Source organism: Agarivorans sp. TSD2052, from assembly GCF_023238625.1.
Classification (GTDB): domain Bacteria; phylum Pseudomonadota; class Gammaproteobacteria; order Enterobacterales; family Celerinatantimonadaceae; genus Agarivorans.
Genome location: NZ_CP096670.1, coordinates 357,676 through 381,519 on the forward strand (window position 1 = coordinate 357,676; position 23,844 = coordinate 381,519).

20 protein-coding genes are annotated in these 23,844 nt (G+C 45.9%); 11 read left to right on the forward strand and 9 right to left on the reverse strand.

Features of this window, described 5'->3' with window-relative positions; genetic code table 11:
* Nucleotides 1-48: 48 nt before the first annotated feature.
* From yiaA to M0C34_RS01695, 3 genes are all read left to right on the forward strand, one after another.
* On the forward strand, nucleotides 49-498 hold the full coding sequence (gene yiaA / locus M0C34_RS01685) for an inner membrane protein YiaA (protein WP_248713939.1): 450 nt from the start codon (nucleotides 49-51) through the stop codon (nucleotides 496-498).
* Between the two features lie 88 nt (nucleotides 499-586).
* Nucleotides 587-1,048, forward strand: coding sequence for a GNAT family N-acetyltransferase (locus tag M0C34_RS01690; protein ID WP_248713940.1), 462 nt, complete (start codon nucleotides 587-589; stop codon nucleotides 1,046-1,048).
* A gap of 15 nt (nucleotides 1,049-1,063) precedes the next feature.
* A complete protein-coding gene (locus M0C34_RS01695; RefSeq protein ID WP_248713941.1) occupies nucleotides 1,064-1,603 on the forward strand; it encodes a DinB family protein in 540 nt (179 codons plus the stop codon).
* Nucleotides 1,604-1,642: 39 nt separating this feature from the next.
* On the opposite strand, the gene M0C34_RS01700 is transcribed toward M0C34_RS01695, so the two are convergent.
* Together M0C34_RS01700 and M0C34_RS01705 are read right to left on the reverse strand one after the other, a co-directional pair.
* Nucleotides 1,643-3,862, reverse strand: coding sequence for a glycoside hydrolase family 3 N-terminal domain-containing protein (locus M0C34_RS01700; RefSeq protein WP_248713942.1), 2,220 nt, complete (start codon nucleotides 3,860-3,862; stop codon nucleotides 1,643-1,645).
* 451 nt (nucleotides 3,863-4,313) lie between these two features.
* A complete protein-coding gene (locus M0C34_RS01705; RefSeq protein WP_248713943.1) occupies nucleotides 4,314-6,182 on the reverse strand; it encodes a choice-of-anchor I family protein in 1,869 nt (622 codons plus the stop codon).
* 265 nt (nucleotides 6,183-6,447) lie between these two features.
* On the opposite strand from M0C34_RS01705, the gene M0C34_RS01710 reads away from it, so the two are divergent.
* Nucleotides 6,448-7,803 (forward strand): DUF4397 domain-containing protein, encoded by a 1,356-nt coding sequence (locus tag M0C34_RS01710; RefSeq protein WP_248713944.1) that lies wholly within the window; start codon nucleotides 6,448-6,450, stop codon nucleotides 7,801-7,803.
* A gap of 123 nt (nucleotides 7,804-7,926) precedes the next feature.
* Here the strand turns inward: M0C34_RS01710 and M0C34_RS01715 are convergent, their stop codons facing one another.
* On the reverse strand, nucleotides 7,927-8,190 hold the full coding sequence (locus M0C34_RS01715; RefSeq protein WP_248713945.1) for a hypothetical protein: 264 nt from the start codon (nucleotides 8,188-8,190) through the stop codon (nucleotides 7,927-7,929).
* A gap of 68 nt (nucleotides 8,191-8,258) precedes the next feature.
* Between M0C34_RS01715 and M0C34_RS01720 the strand changes: the two genes are divergently transcribed.
* The 5 genes from M0C34_RS01720 (at nucleotide 8,259) to M0C34_RS01740 (ending at nucleotide 13,379) form a co-directional block, all read left to right on the forward strand.
* Nucleotides 8,259-8,801, forward strand: coding sequence for a DUF1993 family protein (locus tag M0C34_RS01720; RefSeq protein WP_248713946.1), 543 nt, complete (start codon nucleotides 8,259-8,261; stop codon nucleotides 8,799-8,801).
* Between the two features lie 158 nt (nucleotides 8,802-8,959).
* Complete coding sequence (locus M0C34_RS01725) at nucleotides 8,960-9,397, forward strand: GNAT family N-acetyltransferase (RefSeq protein WP_248713947.1); 438 nt, start codon at nucleotides 8,960-8,962, stop codon at nucleotides 9,395-9,397.
* Nucleotides 9,398-9,779: 382 nt separating this feature from the next.
* Nucleotides 9,780-10,187, forward strand: coding sequence for a GNAT family N-acetyltransferase (locus tag M0C34_RS01730; RefSeq protein WP_248713948.1), 408 nt, complete (start codon nucleotides 9,780-9,782; stop codon nucleotides 10,185-10,187).
* A gap of 93 nt (nucleotides 10,188-10,280) precedes the next feature.
* Nucleotides 10,281-10,748, forward strand: a complete 468-nt coding sequence (locus M0C34_RS01735) for a GNAT family N-acetyltransferase (RefSeq protein ID WP_248713949.1) — start codon at nucleotides 10,281-10,283, stop codon at nucleotides 10,746-10,748.
* Nucleotides 10,749-10,964: 216 nt separating this feature from the next.
* Nucleotides 10,965-13,379 (forward strand): glycoside hydrolase family 31 protein, encoded by a 2,415-nt coding sequence (locus tag M0C34_RS01740; RefSeq protein WP_248713950.1) that lies wholly within the window; start codon nucleotides 10,965-10,967, stop codon nucleotides 13,377-13,379.
* A 56-nt stretch (nucleotides 13,380-13,435) separates the two neighbouring features.
* Here M0C34_RS01740 and M0C34_RS01745 read toward each other — a convergent pair whose 3' ends face one another.
* Nucleotides 13,436-15,058 carry an alpha-amylase family glycosyl hydrolase gene (locus M0C34_RS01745; protein ID WP_248713951.1) on the reverse strand — a complete coding sequence of 541 codons (1,623 nt, stop codon included), beginning with the start codon at nucleotides 15,056-15,058 and terminating at the stop codon, nucleotides 13,436-13,438.
* Between the two features lie 293 nt (nucleotides 15,059-15,351).
* On the opposite strand from M0C34_RS01745, the gene rlmF reads away from it, so the two are divergent.
* Nucleotides 15,352-16,320, forward strand: a complete 969-nt coding sequence (gene rlmF, locus M0C34_RS01750; protein ID WP_248713952.1) for a 23S rRNA (adenine(1618)-N(6))-methyltransferase RlmF — start codon at nucleotides 15,352-15,354, stop codon at nucleotides 16,318-16,320.
* An 89-nt stretch (nucleotides 16,321-16,409) separates the two neighbouring features.
* Nucleotides 16,410-17,303: a PA4780 family RIO1-like protein kinase gene (locus M0C34_RS01755; protein ID WP_248713953.1), complete on the forward strand. Its 894-nt coding sequence runs from the start codon at nucleotides 16,410-16,412 to the stop codon at nucleotides 17,301-17,303.
* A 28-nt stretch (nucleotides 17,304-17,331) separates the two neighbouring features.
* Here the strand turns inward: M0C34_RS01755 and M0C34_RS01760 are convergent, their stop codons facing one another.
* The 5 genes from M0C34_RS01760 to ilvG form a co-directional block, all read right to left on the reverse strand.
* On the reverse strand, nucleotides 17,332-18,075 hold the full coding sequence (locus M0C34_RS01760) for a hypothetical protein (RefSeq protein WP_248713954.1): 744 nt from the start codon (nucleotides 18,073-18,075) through the stop codon (nucleotides 17,332-17,334).
* A 146-nt stretch (nucleotides 18,076-18,221) separates the two neighbouring features.
* Entirely contained in the window at nucleotides 18,222-19,760 is a 1,539-nt protein-coding gene (gene ilvA / locus M0C34_RS01765; RefSeq protein ID WP_248713955.1) for a threonine ammonia-lyase, biosynthetic, read from the reverse strand.
* A gap of 178 nt (nucleotides 19,761-19,938) precedes the next feature.
* Entirely contained in the window at nucleotides 19,939-21,786 is a 1,848-nt protein-coding gene (gene ilvD / locus M0C34_RS01770; protein WP_248713956.1) for a dihydroxy-acid dehydratase, read from the reverse strand.
* 36 nt (nucleotides 21,787-21,822) lie between these two features.
* Nucleotides 21,823-22,095: an acetolactate synthase 2 small subunit gene (ilvM, locus tag M0C34_RS01775; protein ID WP_248713957.1), complete on the reverse strand. Its 273-nt coding sequence runs from the start codon at nucleotides 22,093-22,095 to the stop codon at nucleotides 21,823-21,825.
* Nucleotides 22,095-23,753 carry an acetolactate synthase 2 catalytic subunit gene (ilvG, locus tag M0C34_RS01780; protein ID WP_248713958.1) on the reverse strand — a complete coding sequence of 553 codons (1,659 nt, stop codon included), beginning with the start codon at nucleotides 23,751-23,753 and terminating at the stop codon, nucleotides 22,095-22,097. Before ilvG ends, ilvM begins: the two co-directional genes overlap by 1 nt.
* Between the last annotated feature and the right edge of the window lie 91 nt (nucleotides 23,754-23,844).

Here is a 23,844-nt window from a genome sequence, read left to right on the forward strand (position 1 = left end):
CAATTAGATAATGATGCTTTAGCGGCATCATTAAGGAGTAACAACAAAATGGAAAATCATCACTTAGCTAAACCTACCGCTGCATTTATTGGCGCATCTTGGGCTGCATTAATACTTGGAACCGGGGCTTATTTGTTGGGTTTATGGAATGCAGAAATGCAATTAAATGAAAAAGGCTATTACTTCACTCTGCTGTTATTTGGTTTGTTCTCTGCTGTCTCACTACAGAAATCGGTTCGTGATAAACTGGAAGGGATTAAAGTGACGGCTATTTATTTTGCCTTGAGTTGGTTTTCATTGGCTACCGCAGTGGCTTTACTGGCCATTGGTTTGTTCAACGCCACGCTGTCATTGAGTGAAAAAGGCTTTTATGCCATGGCTTTTAGCTTATGTTTGTTTGCCGCTATTGCAGTGCAAAAAAATACCCGTGATATGGCATATTTCAGTGAAGACGATACCACCGAAGTATTAGACGACGAGCTAACAGATAAAGCTTAGCGCGAAGCTTTTTTGCTAGCCAACAGTGACAATGTTGGCTAGCGTAAGGGTTAGACATATAAACGTTAGCTTATAAGGAATTTAACGGATGTCAGTAAACATTATTAAAGCCGGTCTAATGCATTTGGACACCGTGGCCGAGCTATTTAATCAGTATCGAATTTTCTACCAGCAAGCCGATGATTTGTCATTAGCTACAGCGTTTATCGAACAGCGGATGCAGGGCCAACAGTCGACCATTTTGATAGCCTTATCTGACTATCAACAGCAGCAAGCTTTAGGCTTTATCCAGTTATACCCTAGCTTTTCATCTACTCGAGCTAAGCCGATACTCATTTTGAATGACTTGTATGTGCGTGAAGCCGCTCGCGGCCAAGGCGTGGCAAGAAGCTTAATGAATGCAGCAAAGCAATATGCGCTTGACCTTGATGCTATCGCCCTAGAGCTTGCCACTGCAGTGGATAATCACCCAGCGCAAGCCTTATATGAAGGCCTTGGCTATAAGAAAGATCTTGAGTTTTATCATTATGAGCTAGATGTAAACCGATAAGGCAGGAGCAAAGCAATGAAATCGGCTTTTGAGTTGATGGCGCAATACAACCAAGAGATGAATCTGCAAGTTTATACCGCAGCGCAACAGCTTAGTCAGCAGCAACTAGAGCAAAATCGAGGAGCGTTCTTTGGCTCTATTTTTGCCACTCTAAACCATATTTTAGTCGGTGATACGCTGTGGTTGCAGCGTTTCGCTGCACATCCTCGTGGCTTCGGTTGTTTAGCGGATATGTCGGCTTTGCCTAGCCCTAAGGCATTAGACGCTATTATACACACCGATCTCTCTCGCTTAGCGGCGGCAAGAGAGGCAATGGATAAAGTGATAGTGGCGTTTACACAGCAGTTAACGGAACAAGATTTACAGCTCAATTTAACTTATCTCAACAGCAAAGGGGTTGCTCATTGCCAGCTGTTTGGCAGTTTAGTGCTGCATTTTTTTAATCATCAAACTCACCATCGTGGTCAAGTAAGTACTATGTTATCTCAGCAAGGCATCGATCTTGGGGTAACAGATTTGCTGTTACACATCCCCGAGGCCAAAAAAAGCCCTTAAGCTGGCAGCTAAGGGCTTTTTGAACAACAGCTTTGTCCTTTAGCTGACGCTAAAGTCTGCACTCAGCAAGTCTTCTGCTTTGGACGATGCCCCGACGAGTACTTTAAACTCTCCCGGCTCAACTACTTTTTGTAGCTGCGCGTTTATCAGCGATAAATCTTGGTAAGGTACGCTAAACGACAACTTACGACTTTCGCCTGCTGCAAGCGCTACCTTGTTATATCCACGTAATTGCATTACCGGCACCGTTACCGATGCTACACAATCATGAATGTACAGCTGCGCAATTTCAGTGCCGCTGCGTTCGCCGGTATTGGTTAAGGTGACAGATACTTCTAAGCTAGGCCCATTATCAAGGTCATCATTAGCCTCTAGAACTGGCGTTTCAACGGTCAGTTCAGAGTATTCAAACTGGGTATAAGTTTGCCCTTCACCAAAGCAAAATAGCGGTAAGCTTGGCATGTCGATGTAACGCTCTTGGTGGTCAGTGCGTTTTGACAAGTAGGCGTGCCAGCCTTCGTACTTATTGTAAAATACCGGCATTTGCCCAACATGTTCTGGAAAGCTAATGGTGAGTTTGCCACTAGGGTTTAAATCACCAAACAGTAATTCTGTTAAGGCGGTGCCACCTTTTGCTCCAGGGTTAAAGGCACACACTAAAGCATCGGCATGCTGTTTTACCCAGCTAATGGTCAGCGGTTTAGAGGCGATGTAAATAACAATTAATGGCTTGCCGGTGGCTTTTAAGGCTTCTAACATTGCCTGTTGTTGGCCGCTTAAGTCTAGATTCGCTCGGTCATGGAACTCACCATGTTGGCTTAAAGTATCGCCGACACAGGCAATCACAATATCACTGTTATTGGCGGCGGCTACCGCTTGGGCAATTTCTTCAAAATCGGCTTCAGCTGGAGCGGCAGCTCTTACATAGTTGAGTTCACAACGACCCGCATCGGCTGCGGCTTGCAAGCCTAAACGCATCGTTACGGTATCGTCTCGATGATAATTGTCGTCGGCAGCATCTGCTTGAATGGAGCCAAATGACCAGTCTCCGAGTTGGGCAATGGAGTCATCGCCATTAGCACCACATAGCAATATTTTAGGCTTATTAGCCTCTACCAGTGGCAGTATGCCGTTGTTGGTCAGTAGGGTTAGCGATTGGCGGCTGGCTTCTAAAGACGCTTCCCAATGTTCAGCTTTACCTAAAATGGTGTTTTTCTGGCTTAAATCGGTATAGCGGAAATCATCGAACAAACCTAAGTCGAATTTACTGGTGAGCATGCGGGCCACTGCATCGTCGATTAAGGCAATGTCTAGTTCGCCTTTATGCACTAGGTCAACGGTGCTTTCATAAAATTCAGGGGTGTTCATGATCATATCATTGCCAGCTTCTACAGCTATTTTTGATGCATGACGGTAGTCGTTAGCCACTTTTTGGGTCTTGTATAAAGATCCAATATTGTTCCAATCGGTAACAATAAAGCCTTCCATGCCCCATTGTTGCTTAGGGATTTCGCGCATTAGCCAGCTGCTAGCACTGCACGGTACACCGTCAATGGCTTGGTATCCGGCCATTAAAGTAGCCACTTTGCCTTGTTTCACCGCTTTTTCAAAAGGAGGCAAAAAGATCGACATGAGTTTACGTGGAGAAACATCTGCTTCGTAGGAATCTCGGCCGCCGCTAGACTCACCGTACGCCACATAGTGCTTAGCGCAGGCTAAAATGGTTTGATTAGAGGCTAGAGTATCCCCTTGATAACCATGAATAGTGGCTACAGCTAACTCACCAATTAACCAAGGATCTTCACCAAAGGTTTCGTTTATGCGGCCCCAGCGGCTATCGCGACCTACACACAATACCGGAGAGAAGGTCCAATGTAGCCCACAAGCTCTAGTTTCGATAGCGGTGATATGCGCCATGCTTTCGGCAAGTGGTTTACTCCAAGCGCAAGATAAAGCTAATTGAGTTGGAAACACAGTACCGCTATTTTCAAAGCAGTGCCCATGAATCGCATCAATACCGAAAATTAGAGGAATGCCTAAACGCGATTTGGCGGCGCGCCGCTGTAGATCGGTTGCCATGTTGCCAGTGCAATGAAGATAACTGCCGACATTCCATGCTTCCAACTTATCCATGTTACCTGGCATATTGGCGGGTAGCTGCAGCATTTGCCCCACTTTTTCTTCCACAGTCATAAGAGACAGTAAGTTTTTGACTCGCTCAGCGGTACTGAGAGATGGGTTGGTATACGGCTGCGACATGCTGCTGATCCTCTGGTTGGTTTTTCGTGGAATATAGTCGGCGTTTAGCATGCAACTCAAGTTGCTATTATTGCTGGGTAACCTTTTATGGCGCTTATCTTAGAGAATTTTTGCTTGGAATTAAGAAAAAGTAAGCGGTTTCACGACGGTTGCTTCAGTTTTTGAGGCATAGTTAACATTCAGCAAAACAAAAAACACTATTGATGGTGCTTAAACCCAATTCTGTTGTTGCCCGATGAGTGTCTACTGACCTGCTTAAGCCTAAAAATAAAGGCCTAATAGTGAGCTTTAAACTTGATGTTGATTGAGTGTTAAGTGGTATTGTTGTCTTTATATCGCAGAGTTATCAGCGCGATGAATGTAAGGCGTATTTTCTTAAAGGTTTTGCTGTAAGTAGTCACCAGTGGTGCTTAGTCCCACCTCAAGTGCTTGAGGTGGGTAGCATCAAGCGTTAATTTATCGCCAAATGATAAACTGTTGTGGTACCCGACACTTCGTTACCCACGGCAATATAGTGCTTGCCTAGGCGCGAAAAATAGGCAATAGATTCGGGGCCCAAATCGCCCGCTTTTGGGTTATAACGGTTATTTTCACAATCACCATCTTGGTCAACTTTGCTGCAAACAGGCTGGTTAAAGTCACGATTGTTAATGAAATCTAGCATTATTGGTGAGGATGGTTTAGACACATCATAAACGGCAATTCCCCCTTGGCGTTCTAAGCCGATAAACGCAATGGTTGAGCCATTGATGTTTGCTACTGCAATGGCTTCTGGTTCTACGCCTTTGTCATCAGAGCGATCGTCACTGGACTGATTGTCATTACTGCTATTCCAGTGTTTATTTGAATTAGCTAAATCTGACAGTTGGTTACCACTATCAAAGATACGCTTGGCTTGTAAATCAAAAATAGAGAATGAGCGGGCCCCAAAGGTGTAAACCAGATCATTTTCACCAATTGTTTTGTTGTCCGCCACCACTTTAATCCGCCCCAGCGCTTTTTTATTGGCAATGGTGCCCTTTTGGCCATAGCTTGTTTGATTCATTAAGGGGTGTTTAGCATCCACTTTAAGTTTGTAAGCGCGGGTCTCATCGGTATAAGAAATACAGTCGCCAATTTTGTTTTGGTAGTGCTTGGCGTTTTCGTCACCGCCTCCTACTTGATACTCTTGGCCATCCCATTGGTGGTCCATTCCCTCACATTTTGCCTGAGTAGTCGCATAGACATATTCGCGGCCATCACCTTCGTTGGCAGTGATGATGTAATCATTGCCTTTGATATTAAAGGTGGCGATAGAGTCGGGCATGTAATAACCCGCCAGTTGCGGGTAGCTAGCTTGGATAAACTGTTTGTCTTTGTTGGTTAGGTCTAGTTTGGCGCCATCGCCACCATCTTCCACTGATGCCCAGCTTTTAAGCCCTAAACCTTTTATCGAGTCTACCTTGCCGCTGGCAATATCGATAAGCGCGATAGCGTTGTTTTCTTGTAACGCGACCACCACTTTGCCATGTCTGGTTAAGGCGAGATATTCAGGCTCTAAATCTTGAGCGACACTCGCGCCCAACGGGCTTGGTAAGCGTACCTGGTCTAACTCATGATGACGGGGCTGATCTTGGTTAAAATGCCTAAAATCAACTTGGGTCACGGTGGCTTGTTGATCACTAAAGCCTGTGGCGAGATCTACGATAGTAACGGAGCCTTCTGGGTCAACAGAGTAATCACCATTTGGCTCGCCTTCGTTGGCACTGAGCAAGTAACGACTGTCCTCAGTCATGGTAACCATGTCGGGTAGGGCGCCCGCTGGGTAGCTATTGATTAGGCTGAGGTCGTCTGAGCGATATAAAGCAATAATGCCATTTTGTTGCTTATGTTGGTTTTGAATGGCGACTGCCACTAGGCCATTTTTAGCCACTACGCTGTTAGCGTCACCGATTTTAATCCCGGCTTTATGGGCGGCGGCCTGCAGATTGATATTACCGTGTTTACTGGGGGCGCTGTTGCTGTCACTTAGGCTTAAAACGTCAACACTTTGATCTTTGGCATTAACCACATACAGTTTGTCACTGCAGGCGTCGTAAGAAACAATTTCAGCGGATGAAGTATCAAACTCACTTCCTGAAAAATGACTGGCGACTAATTCTAGCTTTAGGCTTTGTAGCGACGTAGTTTGCGGTGGCTGCTGACTAGTCTTACAGCTTACCTGTAATTTTTTTACTGGGCTTATTGGCTGCTTGATCGCCTGAGCAGGGCTAATAGTAAAAGCGCTAGCTAGCAATAAGCCAAAGCTACAGGCTACAAATGTAGATTGATTACGTTCCATGTTTATCTCGAGTCGCTGGCAAATAAAGCAGTAGCCTATGACTTTTATGTGACATTTTTGCGTCGCTATTGTTGCAGTAAGATGTACCCCATCCTTTTCAATGCCTTGGCTATAGATTTACCTGCCAAGACTTGCTGTGAATATTTGCCACTGCGCTGTGAAATGCGGTGATAGCTACAGCGTTGAAAAACTCAGTAGTGATCGTAACCAAATTCCTTGCCGTAGATCTCTGTGAAACCAAAACAAGAATAGTTAAGGAATGAAGATGAAACTTGTAAAATCAGGCTTACTAATCGGCTCTGCAGTTCTGCTAGCAGCATGTGGCAGCGACGATGACCACGTTACCGTACCTTTGTCGTTTGTTCGTGTCACCCATGCCAGTGCAGACGCTCCGATGGTTGAAGTAAAAGCGAACGGTGAAACATTTGCTGGATTAAATATGGTTGATTACCGCCAAGGTAGTGCTTGGGTACCGGTTACTTCTGGTAGTTATGATATTAGTGTTGACGCCATTCTTCCTGGTGATAATGCTGAAGTGATAGCTGCAAACTTGGAATTCTCGCCGGAAATGCAGTATGACATTATTGCGTTAAATACGGCTGCTGCACTTGAGCCGGTTGTCTTGTCGAGAAGTAACATTGCGGTAGATTCTGGCAGTGTACGTATTGATGTATTGCATGGCCACCCAGGAGTAGGTGGTGTAGATATCTACCTGTCTACCGAAGATGATATTACTGGTGTAGACGCAGCAGTGACTAACCTAGAATTTAAAATCGACAGTGCCGATTTACCCGTAACCGTACCAGCAGATACCTACCGAATTCGCATTACCGGTACTGGTGACAAAACAGTGGTGTTTGATAGTGGAGACATAGCTATTGCTGGTGGTAGTGACTTAATGCTAACCGCCGTGCCTAATACCGACATGGGGGGCTTGTCTCCGGTAAACCTATTGTTGGCCGACGGTAACGAAGTCGGTATTGTACGAGACATGGGCGAAACCAGCCATGTTCGGGTTGTACATGCCGTAGATGACGCGCCAGCGGTTGATGTTTTGGCTAGTGATGCGGCGGTAGCTGGCCTAACCAATATTATGTTTAAAGAGTTTCGTAGCATCGACTTACCGGCCACGACTTATGACCTAAGTGTGGCTGCCAGTGTCGATAATAGTTTGGTGGTGATTGATGCCCCTGGAGTGATGTTAGACGCCGGCGCTGAAACCAGTATCTATGCGGTGGGTAAACTAAACGCTATTAGCGATAATACCATTGAACCGTTAGTGATAGCCGAAGATTTACGCTCGGTAGCCTTATACTCTAAGATTCGTGTAGTGCATGCTAGCCCGACCGCCGCAGGCTTAGGTTTGGTAGACATTCATGCCTCTGCCGATGGTAACTTTAGCGCAGATACGGCGGTATTGTCAGGGGTTGATTTTAAAGGTACAGCTGTACTTAATGTACCCGCAGGCGCATACACCTTTGCTGTGATTTTGGCCAGTGATGATACTTACACCCCAGCGGTCATGAGCATGGCTACTGTGGCCAATGGCGCAGTATACTCAGCGGTGGCTACCGATGATTTTACAGGCCTAGTGCTTAACGTGGACACTATGGCTCCTTAGGCCATTACCTTTGTTTCTAAAGGGCCCTTAGCGGCCCTTTTTTAGTGCCATTTTACTGGTCAAGCCTTTGCTTGAAACCCAATCATCATTCGGTCTGCACCCATTGTGCTTCGTTCGAATAAGTTATTTGACTCTCGTCACGGTGACATGATGTTCTTGGCAGGGTAGCTCGATTAATGAACCCGGCAACAGACGCTCAATTCGACTGGCTGCACTGACAGAGAAGCCCCGCTGTTGCCAAGTGCGTTGGCTTAATTCTGATTCGCTTAAAGGGTAAATATCTTGTTGTGCCAAACTGTCGTGGCGGGAAATAATCCAAACACGCTGCTGCTCTAATAACGCTTTGCCGATTAGCTTTTTGAATCGCTTCCAGATGGATAATTCCATAATAAGATCTTGCCAGTTTACTGATTAAGAGTTGTTATACCATATGATTGATTTAAGGATGATGTGTCATGCCCCCTTATTCTAACACTACCTTGTACTCGGCGTCGGTGCCGGTGTTTATTCATTATTTAGGACAAATAGCCCTTTTGCTGGAACAGATGGACAGTTTTGCTAACGAACAGCAATTAGCAGAATCGGCGTTGTTGGACGCTCGCTTAGCCGACAACATGTTTTCGCTGGGCCAGCAATTGAGTACCGCTATTAATTTTTCCCTGCGCGCTTGTTGCCCTTTAGCGAGGGAAGACATCGTGAGCTTCAATGCTGAAACGCTAAGTGTGGATAGCTTAAGGTTACAAGTTCAACACTCTATTCAGTATTTACAACAGCTAAAGACTGAACAGTTTATTGGCGCCGAAGAGTTACGCATAACTACCACTGCGGGCTTTGCCAAATTGGAGTTGACCGGCTTGCGCTACTTACAGCTTTACATGTTGCCAAACTTTTTCTTTCATTATTCGATGTGTTACGCCATTTTACGTCAGTTAGGGTGCCCGTTAAGTAAGCAGGATTTTGATGGTTTTCACCTCTACCCCAGTGATTTTAGCTTTTAAAAACAATAACTTTTTATTAAGTTTATGAATTTTATAATCCTATAGCAATAAAGCCATTTTCAACACTGAATCACTGTTAAAACCTTGTGTTAAAGCCGGACTATCGGTAGATTATTTGTAGTGGGTACTGATTTTTCAGCTGAAGGGAGCGTTGTTAAATGCATCCAGAATATTACATTAGCACTAATAAGGCCGAGTTAGATATAGACCTTATTTATCATGTGCTACATCATTCTTATTGGGCCAAAGGTATCCCTAAAGCTACTGTAGAGCAGTCTATCGAAAACTCGTTAAACTTCGCGGTATATGATTACAATAAACAGCAAGTGGGTTTTGCTCGAGTGATTAGTGACTATAGCACTTTTGCCTATTTAGCCGATGTGTTTGTATTAGAGGAACATCAAGGCAAGGGCTTAGCTAAAGCTTTAATGCACCGTATTATGGCTCACCCAAAATTACAGGGTATTCGCCGCTTTAAACTAGCCACTCAAGATGCTCATTCTTTATATGAACAATTTGGTTTTACCGAATTGGCTCACCCCGAAATCCACATGGAGCGCTGGCAGCCCAATTTTTATTTGTTGCCTAAAAGCTAATTAAAGCCCGTAAAACGGCGAGATAAACCTATTGCCTATAGGTTCACGCGGATATTGGCTAACAGCGTTCGGTGACCAGTTGGCGCAATCGCGCCAGCTAATATCCCGAAAAATGTAAATGTACAGATGAAGGCTTGCCTGCCTTGTGTCTCATTTTTTAATAATCTCTGTTGGCTTACTCTATTGGTCACCATTGGTTTAAATCAGTGAACGGCTGGCTGTTATAGGCTTGGCGAAGGTTTGTTTCATATTTGTTACAAATGCTAATTTCAAAGTTACTAAACGTTACTTTCTCCAACTTGTTTGTTTTTTAAGCTCTAGCTAGATTTACAGAACTTTGGCAAGTGTCATGTTTAGTTCATGGAATGAGGAGGGCCTAACAATGCAACAGGGATACTACGTAGGCACTGATAAAGCTCAGCTTGATGTGTCGTTAATTCACCAAGTATTGGTGCGAAGCTATTGGGCCAAGGGAATATCTAAAGGTGCTGTTAAAACTTCAATTGATAATTCTCTATGCTTTGCCGCATTCAATTTAAACCAACAGCAAGTTGCATTTGCTCGGGTTGTTTCAGATTATGCTACCGTCGCCTACTTAGCTGATGTTTTTGTGTTAGAAGAGCATCAAGGTAAGGGGTTAGCTAAAGCCATGATGCACCGTATTATGGCGCATCCTCAGTTGCAGGATATTCGTCGTTTTAAATTAGTTTGTAAAGATGCCCAGCAATTATATCGTGCCTTTGGGTTTAACCCGATGAGTGATCCGCAGATCCATATGGAGCGTGGTTAACACTCTGTTACCCTCTCTCATCTCTACTTGGTTTCAAGCTCAGCTCTAAGGTAAAGTGAAGAAAAACTAAGCTAAACATAGGGAGATGCTGTGATGGATATACGATTAAGCGACGTAACGGAGCCGCAAGTGCGCGCTTTATTGGAAGAACATCACCAAGATATGCTTTGTCACTCCCCGGTTGAAAGTGTTCATACTCTAGATGTGAGTGGCTTACAGGCCGGCGATGTGAGCTTTTGGTGTTTATGGTTAGGTGATGAATTGGCCGGCTGTGGCGCACTAAAGCAGCTCAATGAGCAACATGCAGAGCTTAAATCAATGCGCACTGCCAATGCTCATTTGCGAAAAGGGGTAGCAGCAGCGTTGCTGCGCCATATATTGGATGAGGCTCTATCTCGCGGTTATCAGAAATTAAGTTTAGAAACTGGCTCAATGGAGGCATTTGCCCCAGCTTGGTCTTTGTATCAGTCTTTTGGTTTTGATTTTTGTGGCCCTTTTGCTAGCTATCAAGCAGACCCTTACAGTAAGTTTATGAGTAAATCGTTAATCTCGGCGCCCTGAACAATATTGACTAGGGTTCGCCAGAGTACTAAGTCTAACTATTGTCACCTTGGTTTTTTGTCAACTGTTATACCCATTCCCCTCGCACTATTGGGCGGCTTTTTGCTGGTTAAAGTTGAGTTAATCACAGTTTCCCCCACTACTGATTAATTTAGTTATTGAGAGCATAGTTTGCTGTTAAGGTCACTTATTATGGTGCTTACATAAGGATTAATCATGGCTAGGTATGGGCAGTTAGCAGCTAAAAGTGTAGTGGCTTTGCTGGCATGTATTGGTAGTTTGTCGGCTTATTCAGCAGGCCCGATTTGGCAAAGCCAGATATTAGATGAGCACACAGTGGTGTTAACCACGGGTTCGCCAGCGCTTAACCAATTTAAGCCTAGCTTAATGCTCGCTGCATCCAATTTATTGTCGGTGCCCTTAAGTCCTATTACTGAGGAGATAACTAGTCCTTGGTACAACATCATCCCCGAGCAACATGGCCAGTGCTTATCGCTTGGTGATGCGGCACACGCAAAACAAGCCTTGAGCGTGCTTTGCATCGAATCACAGGCTAACAATCGCTGGAAGTTAAGCTTAACTAAAGGCGGTATTAAGCAAGTTTATGGTTTAGGACAACAGCACAATACTCAAGGGAAGGCCGATGGGGATTGGCTAGGTCGCAAACGTTTACCGGGTAACCGCATGGGTAACGCTATGGTATATCAAGGCGAAGGTGCAGTGGGTAATACCCAAATTCCTATCATGTATTTATTAGGCGAGGGTAAGCAAAATTTAGCCTTATTTTTTGACCATATTGAGCCGCTAGTGTTTGATTTTACAAACGCGCCTTATCAAATACAGGGCAAAGGCCAACGGGCTCGTATCCTATTAATTGCGGGTGAAAATCTTGCGGATTTACGTTCTCGTTATCTCGCGCTTACTGGTCGTCCGCCGGTACCGCCTAAAGCGATGTTTGGCTTATGGTTGTCGGAGTATGGCTTTGATAACTGGCAGGAGTTAGACAGCAAACTCGCTTCGCTACAAAAAGCGCAGTTTCCTTTGTCTGGAGTGGTTCTTGATCTGCAATGGTTTGGTGGCATAAAAGAAAATGCTAAACACACTCAAATGGGTTCTCTCACTTGGGATGAAAACAATTTCCCCAAGCCTAAACAAAAAATTGCCGATTTAAAGCAGCGTGGTATTGGAGTCATGGTGATTGAAGAACCTTACATCGGTGGCGCGCTTAATGAATACGATTCATTAGCGCATGCTGGTGCTCTAGCGCGTAGCTGCAAGCCACCTTGTATGAACCCTGCTTATATAAAAGATAACCCATGGTGGGGCAAAGGTGGCATGCTCGATTTTTCCAGTGAAAAAGGTGCTGCTTTTTGGCATGACTACCGTCGTGAAGCGTTAATTGATGATGGTGTTATTGCGCATTGGACCGATTTAGGTGAACCAGAAATTTATCACCGCAAAGCGTGGTACGCAGGTGTAGATATTGATGGCGAACATAAACATGACCACGCAAGTGTGCACAATCTTTACAATCTGCTTTGGAGTCGCAGCATTCACCAAGGTTACATACGCAACCAGCGTAGCCAACGGCCGTTTATTATGAGCCGTTCCGGCACTGCTGGCAGCCAATCATACGGGGTAGCAATGTGGTCGGGAGATATTGGCGTAAATCTAGCAAATTTGCGTAGCCATTTTAATGCCCAAATGCATATGAGCTTGTCTGGGATTGATTACTTTGGTTCTGATATTGGTGGTTTTCATGGCACACCATGGGATGAGCAATATACTCAATGGTTGGCTACTGCATTGTTTACTGATGTACCCGTTCGTCCCCACACACTTAACCTTTGTAATTGTAAAGAAACCGCACCAGACAGAATGGGCGATACCGTCAGTAATCTGTTCAACATAAAGCAGCGTTATGCTCTAAATCCTTATTATTACACGCTTGCACACCACGCTTGGCGAGAAGGTAAGGCGGTAGTCGCTCCCTTGGTTTATGGCTATCAAGAAGATCCAAAAGCCAGAGTGAATGGCTCAATGAAGTTGATAGGCGATGCCTTACTGGTTGCCTTGGAAGCTAAAGATAAGGCTAAAACGACCGCTGTTTATTTACCTAAAGGCCAATGGTTTGATTACCGTGCTAAGCAAATGCTCAGCAGCAATGGGGGGAACTTTAATCAAGATTTGTATGTTGATGAGGTATACCGCTTACCGTTGTTTGTAAAAGCGGGCCATATTATTCCTCGCCAAGCTGAAAATAACGACTTGGATTTATTAATTGTGCTAGACGAAAAAGGACGGGCGCAGGGGCGGTTAATTGAAGATGACGGCAGTAGCATTGCCTATCAGCAGCAACAAATCCAAGAGACTGACTTTAAGGTTGATACCACCAGCCAGCAGTTGCGGATCGCTATATTGCCTGCGAAGGGGCAATACGCTGATTCTCCTTTGACGCGTAACTATCAGTTGGCATTGGTAAACTTGGCGGTGACCCAGAGGGTTAAAGCAGTGAGTTTTAACGGTAAGCTACTGACACAATGGCAACAGCAATCCAATCTGCTAGAGCTACAACAGCAGCGAGTTGATGTTGCTTTAGGTGGCGAATGGTTGATTGAGTTTGTTCGATAAATGCTCAGCGAGCTGACTAGCGTGACGCTAACAGACCCTGAGCATTATGGGTGGTTTTAGTATTGGTAAATTCTTATCTCGTGTGGCAGCAGATTTAGATTAAGCTCGCCTGCAGAGCTGCTAGTAAGAGGGCTAGACCCAAACCCGGCTAGCGGGCTTAACACCGCTGATGATTCCTCTAAAGGAATATTCACCGCTTGGTTGCTGTCGCTGTAATTCAGCACGACTAAAACATCTCCTGTTGAGACTGAACGGCGGTAAGCGAGCACTTCTCCTACGTGTAAAACACTAAGGTCTCCGCTACGTAAAGCGGGGGTGGTCTTGCGAAGTTGAATGAGCTTTTTATAGTGATGGTAGAGTGAGTTAGTGTCAGCTAGTTGGCCGGCCACATTGTAGTTAGCAGTATTGCTGGCTATCGCGCGATAAGGGATACCGGTGGTAAAACCTCCTTCGCTTGTCCAACTCATTGGTGCTCTTAGTAAGTAATCACCACCACTATTTTTGGTATGCCCCATACCAATTTCTTCCCCGTAGTAAACAAAGGGTTGGCCCGGTATCGTCAGTAAAGTGGCGGTGGCTAAACGGTATTTAGCTTCGTCACCATTTACCTGTTCAAAGATGCGTTCACCTGCAAAACTATCATGGTTGGCTAACAATAAGCCCATGCTGCTTAATGAAGGCTGCACGAGCCATTCACTTATCCCACTATTCTCGGTGCTACCATTTTTAACGGTATTCATAATCGAATAATTGAGATAGAAGGAAAAAGCTGAACCGCAAAAATCTGTTTGGGTGGCGGCTAGCGAATTACCTGAGTCTTCACAAATCATATAGCGGTTTTGATAGTCTTCCATCACCAGTTGCTGAATACCGTACATAATGGCGGCGTTTTCGGGTTGGCCTGCCCATTGGTTGGGACCATTTTCGATGAGATGAGCCATGGCATCAAAACGGAAGCCATCCATTCCTGCATTTAGCCAGTAGCGTAAGTTGTTATAATGAAACTCAAGCACTTCCTGATTGTGAAAGTTGTAATCTGGCATATTAGATTGGAATATTCCGTAGTAATAGCCGTATTGCCCCTTATGCCAAGAGTCTGAACCAGACCAATTTGTCCACCCAGGGTTAGTGTTTTCCCACATATACCAATCTCGTTTACCCCCCGCATTGTTATTGGCATCGATAAATACTGGGTTATCACCCGAGCTGTGGTTGATTAGGTAATCAGCGATTACGCCAATGCCGCGGGCATGCGCTTGCGCCAAAAACTCATCAAAATCCTCGCGAGTACCATAATCGCTTTCGATGCGACGATAATCGACGACTTCATAGCCATGGTCTTTATCTGAACTTTCGCTAAAGGGCATTAGCCATATCCCTTCTACGCCTAGCTCTGTAAGGTAATCCAGTTGCGAGGTGAGGCCTTTAAAATCGCCAATGCCATCACCGTCTGAGTCTTTGTAACTCCGAACAAAAATCTCCATAAATACCGCACCTTTGTACCAGTCTTTGGCAAGAGCGGGTTGATCGTCTACGGCGATGCTACTCATATCTAATAAGTTTTCGGCTTTAGCTTCGCCGGTAGGCAGTTCTTTTTCTGGTTCGGGGGCGTCTGAGCAGCCACTCAGTGCCGTAAGCACGGCAAAGGGTAGCGCACCATACAGTAGGTGTTTAAACATATTATACTTTCCTTGTAAGATTGCTGTTAGCAGAGCTTATGAAGTGATTTAGCTATCAACGATGATCTGTAAGTAGTTAATTTGTCATCTTTTTCACACAAGCCTCTGAAGGTTCAATTACTTAGCAATTGATAATGATATCCTTCACTATATTGAGTTTTTTGTCATCAGTGTTGATCACAGTTTTGTCATTAACTGGATTGTTTGCTGGATGGTAATCGATACAAGCCTTTATTGGCGCTTCGCTTTATAATCCATTGGGTATTCCTGAATGTTTAGGCTCAGCAACAAAAATGCATGATAAAAAAAAGGCTCACCCCGCCATTAAAAGTCAGCTGCACCCTCGTAATAAACATCGACAACGGTATGATTTTCCGGCCTTAATCAATAGCTGTCCTGAGCTGCAAACTTTTGTTGCGCCTAATAAGTACGGCGATTTATCTATCGATTTCTTTAATCCTGCAGCGGTGCTTTGTTTAAATAAGGCCCTGCTAAAGCACTTCTATCACATACAAGATTGGAAAATACCAAAACATAATCTTTGTCCGCCAATTCCGGGGCGTGTTGATTACATCCATTACTTGGCCGATTTACTGGCTAGCAGCAATGCCGGTAGTATTCCGCGTGGCAATAAGGTGCGTTGTTTAGATGTGGGAGTGGGCGCGAACTGTGTTTACCCTTTGGTGGGTAGCAGTGAGTACGCTTGGTCGTTTGTCGGTTCAGATATTGATAGCGACTCATTGAGGTCTGCGGGCTTGATCATTGCGGCAAACCCACAACTAAGTAGCAATATAGAATTACGGCTACAACGGCGTAGTCAGCATATTTTTCAAGGTATGATACAAGCCGATGACTGTTTTGTTGCCACGTTGTGCAATCCCCCGTTTCATGCTTCACAAGCTGAAGCTTTGGCAGGGACTCAGCGTAAGCAGAGTAATTTAAAAGCCAGTGCCAGTAATCAGAAAAAGCTTAATTTTGGAGGCCAAAGTAACGAATTGTGGTGTAAGGGAGGGGAATTGAGCTTTGTCAAAAATATGATCAGCGAAAGCCAGTTATTTGCTACTCAATCCCTGTGGTTTACGAGTTTAATATCTAAAGAAGCTAACCTTAAAGGCGTTTATCAAGCCTTAAAGCGGGAGGGTGCTCTGCAAGTTGAAACGATTAAAATGGGACAAGGGCAAAAAGTCAGTCGTTTTGTTGCTTGGACGTTTGTTAAACCCAATGAGCATGCCAGTTGGCTGCAGGCAGCCCTCACGAAGTAGTACATTATATCAATGCATTTGCTTAATAATCACTGATGGTTTGTAAGCTTAATATTCCATCTGCTAGCTAACTAAGGTATAAGAGCGATATGAAAATACCTAAGAGAATACAGCCCTTAGTTGACGATGGTTTAGTTGACGAGGTTAAAAGCCAATTGATGAGCGGTAAAGAAGCTTCAGTGTATATCGTACGCTGTGGTAACGAAATCCGCTGTGCCAAGGTGTATAAAGACGCCACTCAGCGAAGCTTTAAACAAGCCGTCGCCTATCGAGAAGGGCGTAAAGTACGCAACAGTCGCCGTGCCCGGGCGATGGAAAAAGGTTCCGGGTTTGGTCGTGAGCAGCAAGAGAAAGTTTGGCAGAGTGCCGAAGTTGATGCTTTATATAAGCTAGCGGCGGCTGGTGTGAGAGTGCCTGAGCCTTACGGCTGTTTTGATGGTGTTTTACTGATGGAGTTAGTCACCGACGATGAAGGCTTCGTAGCGCCACGACTCAATGACGTATTGATGACCGCCGAGCAAGCGCTAGAAGACCATGAAATGATGATGCGTTATGTGGTGCGTATGCTCTGCGTAGGGTTGATCCATGGCGATTTGTCTGAATTTAATGTGCTAGTGGATGAATACGGTCCAGTGATCATTGACCTACCGCAAGCAGTCGACGCTGCAGCTAATAATAATGCAGAGTGGATGTTAGCGCGTGATGTGAACAATATGCGCGACTACTACGGCCAATACGCCCCCGAATTGTTGACGACCGAATACGCCAAAGAAATTTGGGCTTTGTATGAAAAAGGCGAACTAACTGCTGGTACCGAGCTGACCGGTGAGTTTAAACAAAGCGATACGGTGGCCGATATTGCGGCGATTATGCATGAAATTGATTCGGCTCGAGAAGAAGAGTTATTACGTCGTGAGCGAATTAACGAAGCCAAGCATGGCGTAGACGAAAGCAAGTTTAACTGGGCAGATACCGAGCAGTAACTCGGTATCCTTTACCTTGAGCTAATGACTAAATATTAACTTGAGCACTGGTATGAAACTCTAACAAGGTGTTAGCCGGGATTTGTACCGCGCCACCGCGGGTTAGTAAGGATAAACCCGCGCCTACCTTGGCGCCATCTTTAGCCCCATCACTACCATTGATTAGGCCTCCAATGGCTGCCCCTCCGGCCGTTTTCTTAACGGTGTTTTTAGCCTGAGCATCACCTAAGCCACTAAAACTATTGGTTTGAATGGCAACCCGTTGACCATTGATAGTGATGTCGGTGAGTGCGATGCTTATGCTAGATTTTCCGGCTAAGCGGCCAGCTTGTTGGCTTTCTAATACTCTGCCGTATACCGTGCTACCGTTGCTAGCGATAAGCTGTCCGCTTACCAAAAGGTCACCTTCAAGTGTTGCGCTAAAGCGATGCCCTGATGGGTGTTCGCGGCTACTCAGTGGCGAGTTAAGGCTAATCATTAATGGCGTACCAGCCGGAATGGTACTTTGTGTTGCTACTGGCTGCTTACTGCTTGGCTGGCTAATTGTTGGCTCTGCCTTGGTCGGGGCCGCTAAGTCTAGCTCTAATCCTTGTACGTCGGCGGTATTAAAGGTCATGCTATTACCGGCAACTTCAAACTGGATGTTATCACTGCTTCGGCTCAGTAAAGTGCCTTGTAATACGCTGCCATTTTTTAGGGTGAGAGTATCGGCGCTGAGGCTGAAACTAACCGCAGCAAGCAGCACTGAAATAACATGAGTCGATTTCAACATAAGTAAGGTATCCAATATAGAAAAGCCAAAAACCAAGCTTCTATATAGGGCTTTGTTTACTTTGGGTCACGCGCATAAACCGAATAACCCGATTATTCGCGATAATCGGGTTAATAAGATCAGCGTTGCGCTATTGGGCTAAGTCTTTAATCTTGATGGGCAAGAAAAAACTGATAGGCGGTATTGTCACTTTCGTCGCGGTAATCAAAGCCTAGTTGCGCTAAATGCTCAGTGAAGGCTTGTTTGTCACTGTCTTGAAATTCAAAGCCTGCTAAGACGCGACCATAAGCCGAGCCATGGTTACGGTAATGAAATAGGGTGATGTTCCAGTGTGAACCTAAGGTACGTAAAAACTTAAGCAAGGCGCCCGGTTGTTCAGGAAACTCAAAGCTATAGAGGCGTTCGTTTAGCCTTTTACCGGGGCGTCCGCCCACCATGTAGCGCACATGTTGCTTGGCTAGCTCGTCATCACTGAGGTTGGCAACGTGATAGCCGCTACTGTCTAGCCTCTCTAATAATAGTGGCAACTCTTTATCGCTATTACTGACTCGAATACCGACAAAGATACTTGCTTGTTGGTCGTTTGCGTAACGGTAGTTGAACTCGGTGATGGCGCGCCCACCTAAGTGTTCGACAAACTCTAAATAAGCGCCTTGGCGCTCTGGGATATTAACCGCTAATACTGCCTCTTTTTTCTCTCCTAATTCGGTGCGCTCTGATACGTAACGTAGATTATGAAAGTTTACGTTAGCACCAGATAATACAGCTGCTAAGCGTTGGTCTGTTAGTTTATGCCGCTGGGCATAGGCTTTTAAACCTGCCAGTGCTAGGGCCCCAGAGGGCTCTGATATGGCGCGGGTATCTTCAAAAATATCTTTAACCGCGGCACAAATTTCGTCAGAGTTAACGGTAATCACTTCATCGAGATATTGTTGACAAAGGCGAAAGGTTTCGCTGCCCACTAACTTCACAGCTACGCCGTCGGCGAATAGACCCACTCGTTCAAGCGGGGTGGGCTTACCAGCAGCTAGCGCAGCGGTTAAACAAGCGGAGTCTTCGGCTTCTACACCAATGATTTTAACCTGTGGCATCAGTTGCTTAATGTAAACCGACACACCTGCAGCTATGCCGCCGCCGCCCACCGGTACAAATACCGCATTTAGATGCATGTCTTGTTCAAGCAACTCTTTGCCTATAGTGCCTTGGCCTGCGATCACGTCTACGTCATCAAAGGGAGGGATCAAGGTATAAGCGTGTTCTGCTGCTAGTTGTTTGCAGTAGTGGCTAGCCTCATCGAAATTGTCACCGACTAAGCGCACGTCAGCGCCCATAGCTCGCACTGAATCAACTTTAATGTCGGGAGTGGTGGTAGGCATTACGATGATGGCGGAAATATTGAGACGTTGCGCCGACATGGCCACGCCTTGGGCGTGGTTACCTGCCGATGCAGCAATCACTCCGCGTTGGCGTTGTTGTTCGCTGAGTTGAGCGATTTTGTTGTAGGCACCACGTAGTTTAAACGAATGCACCGATTGGCGATCTTCACGCTTCAGCAAAATATGATTAGCCATCCGCTTAGATAATTTAGTCATATCTTGTAGCGGGGTGACTTGGGCTATTTCATATACTGGCGAGAGTAATATGCGACGAAGGTATTCGTTAGCACTGGGTAAGTGTTGCGTCATAATTGAATCTCAACTCGGGGGTAACAAAGTCTGTAATACTGATTTTTCTAAAGCAAAAGATAATTATCGGCTACTACCGAGTAACCTGAGGCAGAGAATAAGGTAAATCATCCAGTCTGAGCAACTAAAAAATAAGCCCGGTGAACCGGGCTATTTAATTAAACAAGTTAATGTTTGTTTAGTCTAGTTTGCTTTGATCGCGTATCGCGCCTTTGTCGGCGCTGGTGGCGAAGTGAGCGTACATTTTAAGTGAGGTGCTAACTTCACGAATACGGCCAACAGGTCGCCATGCATCGCTGCCTTTTGCTTCCATCGCTGCACGTCGCTCAGACAGTTCAACATCGCTGACCTCGAGGCTAATGCTACGCTCAGGAATATTGATGTCGATAATATCGCCTGGCTCAACTAAAGCGACGATACCACCGCTGGCGGCCTCTGGTGAGACATGGCCAATAGATAAGCCAGAAGTACCGCCAGAGAAGCGTCCGTCAGTCAATAAGGCACACTTCTTACCCAGTCCCATCGACTTAAGGTAAGAGGTTGGGTAGAGCATTTCTTGCATACCAGGGCCACCTTTAGGGCCTTCGTAGCGAATTAGCACCACGTCACCGGCTTTTACTGTGCCATCTAAAATACCAGCCACCGCGTCATCTTGGCTTTCAAAGATACAAGCCGGACCGCGGAACACAAGATTGTCGTCATCGACACCAGCGGTTTTAACAATACACCCATCTAGGGCGATGTTACCTTTCAATACGGCCAAGCCACCTTCTAAGCTAAAGGCATTCTCTAGGCTGCGAATACACCCCTCTGCGCGGTCTTGGTCTAAGGTGTCCCAACGACAATCTTGGCTAAAGGCTTTAGTGGTGCGAATACCCGCTGGCCCGGCTCGGTAAAAGTCTAATACCGCTTCATCTTGGGTTTGCATCACGTCCCATTTAGCCAAGGTATCGGCCATGGTTTCGCCCATTACGTTTGGCTCATCACGGTTAATTAATCCGGCGCGGTCTAGCTCACCTAAAATACCCATAATCCCGCCAGCGCGGTGCACGTCTTCCATATGGTATTTGTTGGTGGACGGGGCCACTTTACATAACTGAGGCACCTTGCGAGATAACTGGTCCATATGGTCCATGTTGTAATCTACGCCTGCTTCTTGGGCGGCTGCTAATAGGTGTAATACGGTGTTGGTTGAGCCACCCATCGCGACATCAAGGGTCATAGCGTTTTCAAAGGACTTAAAGGTAGCGATTGAGCGTGGCAAAGCACTTTCGTCATCTTGTTGGTAGTAGCGAGTACATAAATCAACGATACGTTTCCCCGCGTTTACAAACAATTTTTCGCGGTCGGCGTGAGTGGCTAGCATTGAACCATTACCTGGTTGAGCTAAACCTAGCGCTTCGGTTAAACAGTTCATCGAGTTAGCGGTGAACATGCCAGAACAAGAGCCGCAAGTTGGGCAAGCGCTGCGTTCTACTTTTTCACTGTCTTCGTCTGATACATTTTGATCGGCACCCATTACCATTGCGTCTACCAAATCAAGTTTAATGATTTGATCGCTTAGTTTGGTTTTACCGGCTTCCATTGGGCCGCCAGAAACAAAGATAACCGGAATATTGATCCGCATCGCGGCCATTAACATTCCCGGAGTAATCTTGTCACAGTTAGAAATACATACCATGGCATCGGCGCAGTGTGCGTTCACCATGTATTCTACTGAGTCGGCAATAAGGTCGCGTGACGGCAAGCTGTACAACATGCCGCCGTGGCCCATGGCAATACCGTCGTCGACAGCAATCGTGTTGAATTCTTTGGCTACACCGCCTGCGTCTTCAATAGACCTAGCCACTAATTGACCTAAATCTTTAAGGTGAACGTGACCTGGTACAAACTGAGTGAATGAGTTCACTACCGCGATAATCGGCTTACCAAAATCTTCTTCTTTGGTTCCTGTTGCCCGCCAAAGGGCGCGCGCTCCGGCCATGTTACGGCCTTCGGTGGTGGTGGCACTTCGCAGTTTAGGCATTGCGGTTTACTCCGTTAATCTGTGTTTGCTAATTGTTTAAGCTATAGCCACTGTTGGGCTAGCTACAGCTTGTAATTGTTTTAATTGCACTTGTTCAACATCGAACAACTTAACCAGTTGATTGGCGAGTTGAGCGATGGGCCGCTCACTGCTAACCCTCAATTCAATCGCATAAGATGCAGGCTGTTGAGTGTTGATATGCTCAATGTGCATCGATTGTACTAAAAAACCACGGTGACGTGTCACCCGTAATACACGTTCTAGTACATCGGCTTGGCTTTGGGTTGTAATGGTTAGTGAATGTTGCATTAGCAGTCCTCCATCATTTTGTCGTTGGCCACACCCGGTGGCACCAATGGCCATACGTTTTCTTCTGCATCAATCAGTACATGTAGTAAGTAGGGACCTTCGCTGTCGAGCATCCGTTGCAAGGCTGCGTGTACGTCAATTTTGTTACTAATGGTTTCACCAGGAATATCGAAAGCTGAGGCCATTTTCACAAAATCGGGATTGTCATCAAGAATGGTTTCGCTAAAGCGACCATTAAAGAATAAGTTTTGCCATTGGCGAACCATGCCCAAACGATTATTGTCGATTAGCAACATTTTTACCGGAAGCTTGGCGCGCTTAATCGTAGTGAGCTCTTGTACGTTCATCATGAATGAACCATCACCCGATACATTGATGACCGTATCGTTAGGGCGAGCAAACTGAGCACCAATGGCTGCGGGCAAGCCAAAACCCATCGTACCTAAGCCTGCGCTAGACAGGTGGTTTTCAGGCCCATCAAATTGCATGTGCTGAGCCACCCACATTTGGTGTTGGCCAACATCACAGGCAACCACGGTATTGTTGTCGATCATTTTACTTAAGTCATTAAGCATACTGGGGGCAAAAATATGCGAGCCTGGGTGGTCGTAGCGCCAAACAAAGTCGTGTTTACGCTGATCGACAATCTGTTGCCAAGGCTTAATGTCGCATAAGCAGTGTAGGGCTGGCAGTGTCAGTTTTAAGTCGCTGTCTAGTGCAACGTCGGGGTCGCGACGTTTACCAAATTCACTGGCATCCGCATCTAGGTGAATCACTTTGGCATTGGGGGCAAATTCGTCTAATTTCCCGGTTACGCGGTCGTCAAAGCGCGCACCGATAACCAACAGTAAATCTGTCTCTTGAACGCTGATATTAGCCGCTTTAGTACCATGCATACCTAACATACCCAAGTAATGGGGTTGCTGTTCTGTGACTGAGCCAATGCCTTTGAGAGTGCATACACTAGGGATTCGGCTGTAATCTAGAAATTCGCGTAACTCAGTTACCGCATTGGCCATGCCGACTCCACCGCCTATGTAGGCAATGGGTTGTTTAGCATCAGCGAGTAGACGTTTGGCCTTAGCTAGCAGGCTAGGTTCTGGATCACCCGCAGGCGGGTGGCTTGCGATATAAGCCAAGCTTTCTTCAACCTCAGCCAACTGAATGTCTTTAGGTACATCAATCAACACTGGGCCGGGACGACCACTGGTGGCAATTTCAAAGGCTTGCTCAATAGTACGTTTTAGTTCTTTAACATCAGTCACCATAAAGCTGTGCTTGGTTACCGATAAAGACATACCTAATACATCAACCTCTTGGAAAGCATCGGTACCAATCACCGCTTGCGCCACTTGGCCCGTGATCGCCACTAGCGGAATAGAGTCGAGTTGTGCTTCGGCTAACCCGGTGACCAAATTGGTAGCGCCTGGGCCCGAGGTAGCGATACATACACCTACTTTTATTCCTCGGTTGGCACCCGCGCGCGCATAGCCTACAGCGGCCATTGCTGCGCCTTGCTCGTGACGCGTGAGCATGTGCTTGACTCCACCATCATAAAGCGCGTCGTAGAGCGGCATAATTGCCCCGCCCGGATAACCAAATACCTGATCAACGCCCTGTTGTTTCAGGCTTGCTACAATTTGTTGTGCACCATTCATTACTACTTCCTTTCCACCGTTAACAAAAAACCCCCGAGCCTTTCAGCGCGGGGGTTTGGTGTTGTGTGCTCGTTTCAGTTACAACAGCGCT

Excerpts from the sequence above, each read along its gene's own strand:
- M0C34_RS01695 (WP_248713941.1), top strand. The coding sequence starts at position 1,064 with ATGAAATCGGCTTTTGAGTTGATGGCGCAATACAACCAAGAGATGAAT.
- ilvD (WP_248713956.1), bottom strand. The coding sequence starts at position 21,786 with ATGCCTAAACTGCGAAGTGCCACCACCACCGAAGGCCGTAACATGGCC.
- M0C34_RS01745 (WP_248713951.1), bottom strand. The coding sequence starts at position 15,058 with ATGTTTAAACACCTACTGTATGGTGCGCTACCCTTTGCCGTGCTTACG.
- yiaA (WP_248713939.1), top strand. The coding sequence starts at position 49 with ATGGAAAATCATCACTTAGCTAAACCTACCGCTGCATTTATTGGCGCA.
- M0C34_RS01755 (WP_248713953.1), top strand. The coding sequence starts at position 16,410 with ATGAAAATACCTAAGAGAATACAGCCCTTAGTTGACGATGGTTTAGTT.
- M0C34_RS01715 (WP_248713945.1), bottom strand. The coding sequence starts at position 8,190 with ATGGAATTATCCATCTGGAAGCGATTCAAAAAGCTAATCGGCAAAGCG.
- M0C34_RS01740 (WP_248713950.1), top strand. The coding sequence starts at position 10,965 with ATGGCTAGGTATGGGCAGTTAGCAGCTAAAAGTGTAGTGGCTTTGCTG.
- M0C34_RS01730 (WP_248713948.1), top strand. The coding sequence starts at position 9,780 with ATGCAACAGGGATACTACGTAGGCACTGATAAAGCTCAGCTTGATGTG.
- M0C34_RS01705 (WP_248713943.1), bottom strand. The coding sequence starts at position 6,182 with ATGGAACGTAATCAATCTACATTTGTAGCCTGTAGCTTTGGCTTATTG.
- ilvA (WP_248713955.1), bottom strand. The coding sequence starts at position 19,760 with ATGACGCAACACTTACCCAGTGCTAACGAATACCTTCGTCGCATATTA.
- M0C34_RS01725 (WP_248713947.1), top strand. The coding sequence starts at position 8,960 with ATGCATCCAGAATATTACATTAGCACTAATAAGGCCGAGTTAGATATA.
- ilvG (WP_248713958.1), bottom strand. The coding sequence starts at position 23,753 with ATGAATGGTGCACAACAAATTGTAGCAAGCCTGAAACAACAGGGCGTT.
- ilvM (WP_248713957.1), bottom strand. The coding sequence starts at position 22,095 with ATGCAACATTCACTAACCATTACAACCCAAAGCCAAGCCGATGTACTA.
- M0C34_RS01760 (WP_248713954.1), bottom strand. The coding sequence starts at position 18,075 with ATGTTGAAATCGACTCATGTTATTTCAGTGCTGCTTGCTGCGGTTAGT.
- M0C34_RS01690 (WP_248713940.1), top strand. The coding sequence starts at position 587 with ATGTCAGTAAACATTATTAAAGCCGGTCTAATGCATTTGGACACCGTG.
- M0C34_RS01710 (WP_248713944.1), top strand. The coding sequence starts at position 6,448 with ATGAAACTTGTAAAATCAGGCTTACTAATCGGCTCTGCAGTTCTGCTA.
- rlmF (WP_248713952.1), top strand. The coding sequence starts at position 15,352 with ATGCATGATAAAAAAAAGGCTCACCCCGCCATTAAAAGTCAGCTGCAC.
- M0C34_RS01700 (WP_248713942.1), bottom strand. The coding sequence starts at position 3,862 with ATGTCGCAGCCGTATACCAACCCATCTCTCAGTACCGCTGAGCGAGTC.
- M0C34_RS01735 (WP_248713949.1), top strand. The coding sequence starts at position 10,281 with ATGGATATACGATTAAGCGACGTAACGGAGCCGCAAGTGCGCGCTTTA.
- M0C34_RS01720 (WP_248713946.1), top strand. The coding sequence starts at position 8,259 with ATGCCCCCTTATTCTAACACTACCTTGTACTCGGCGTCGGTGCCGGTG.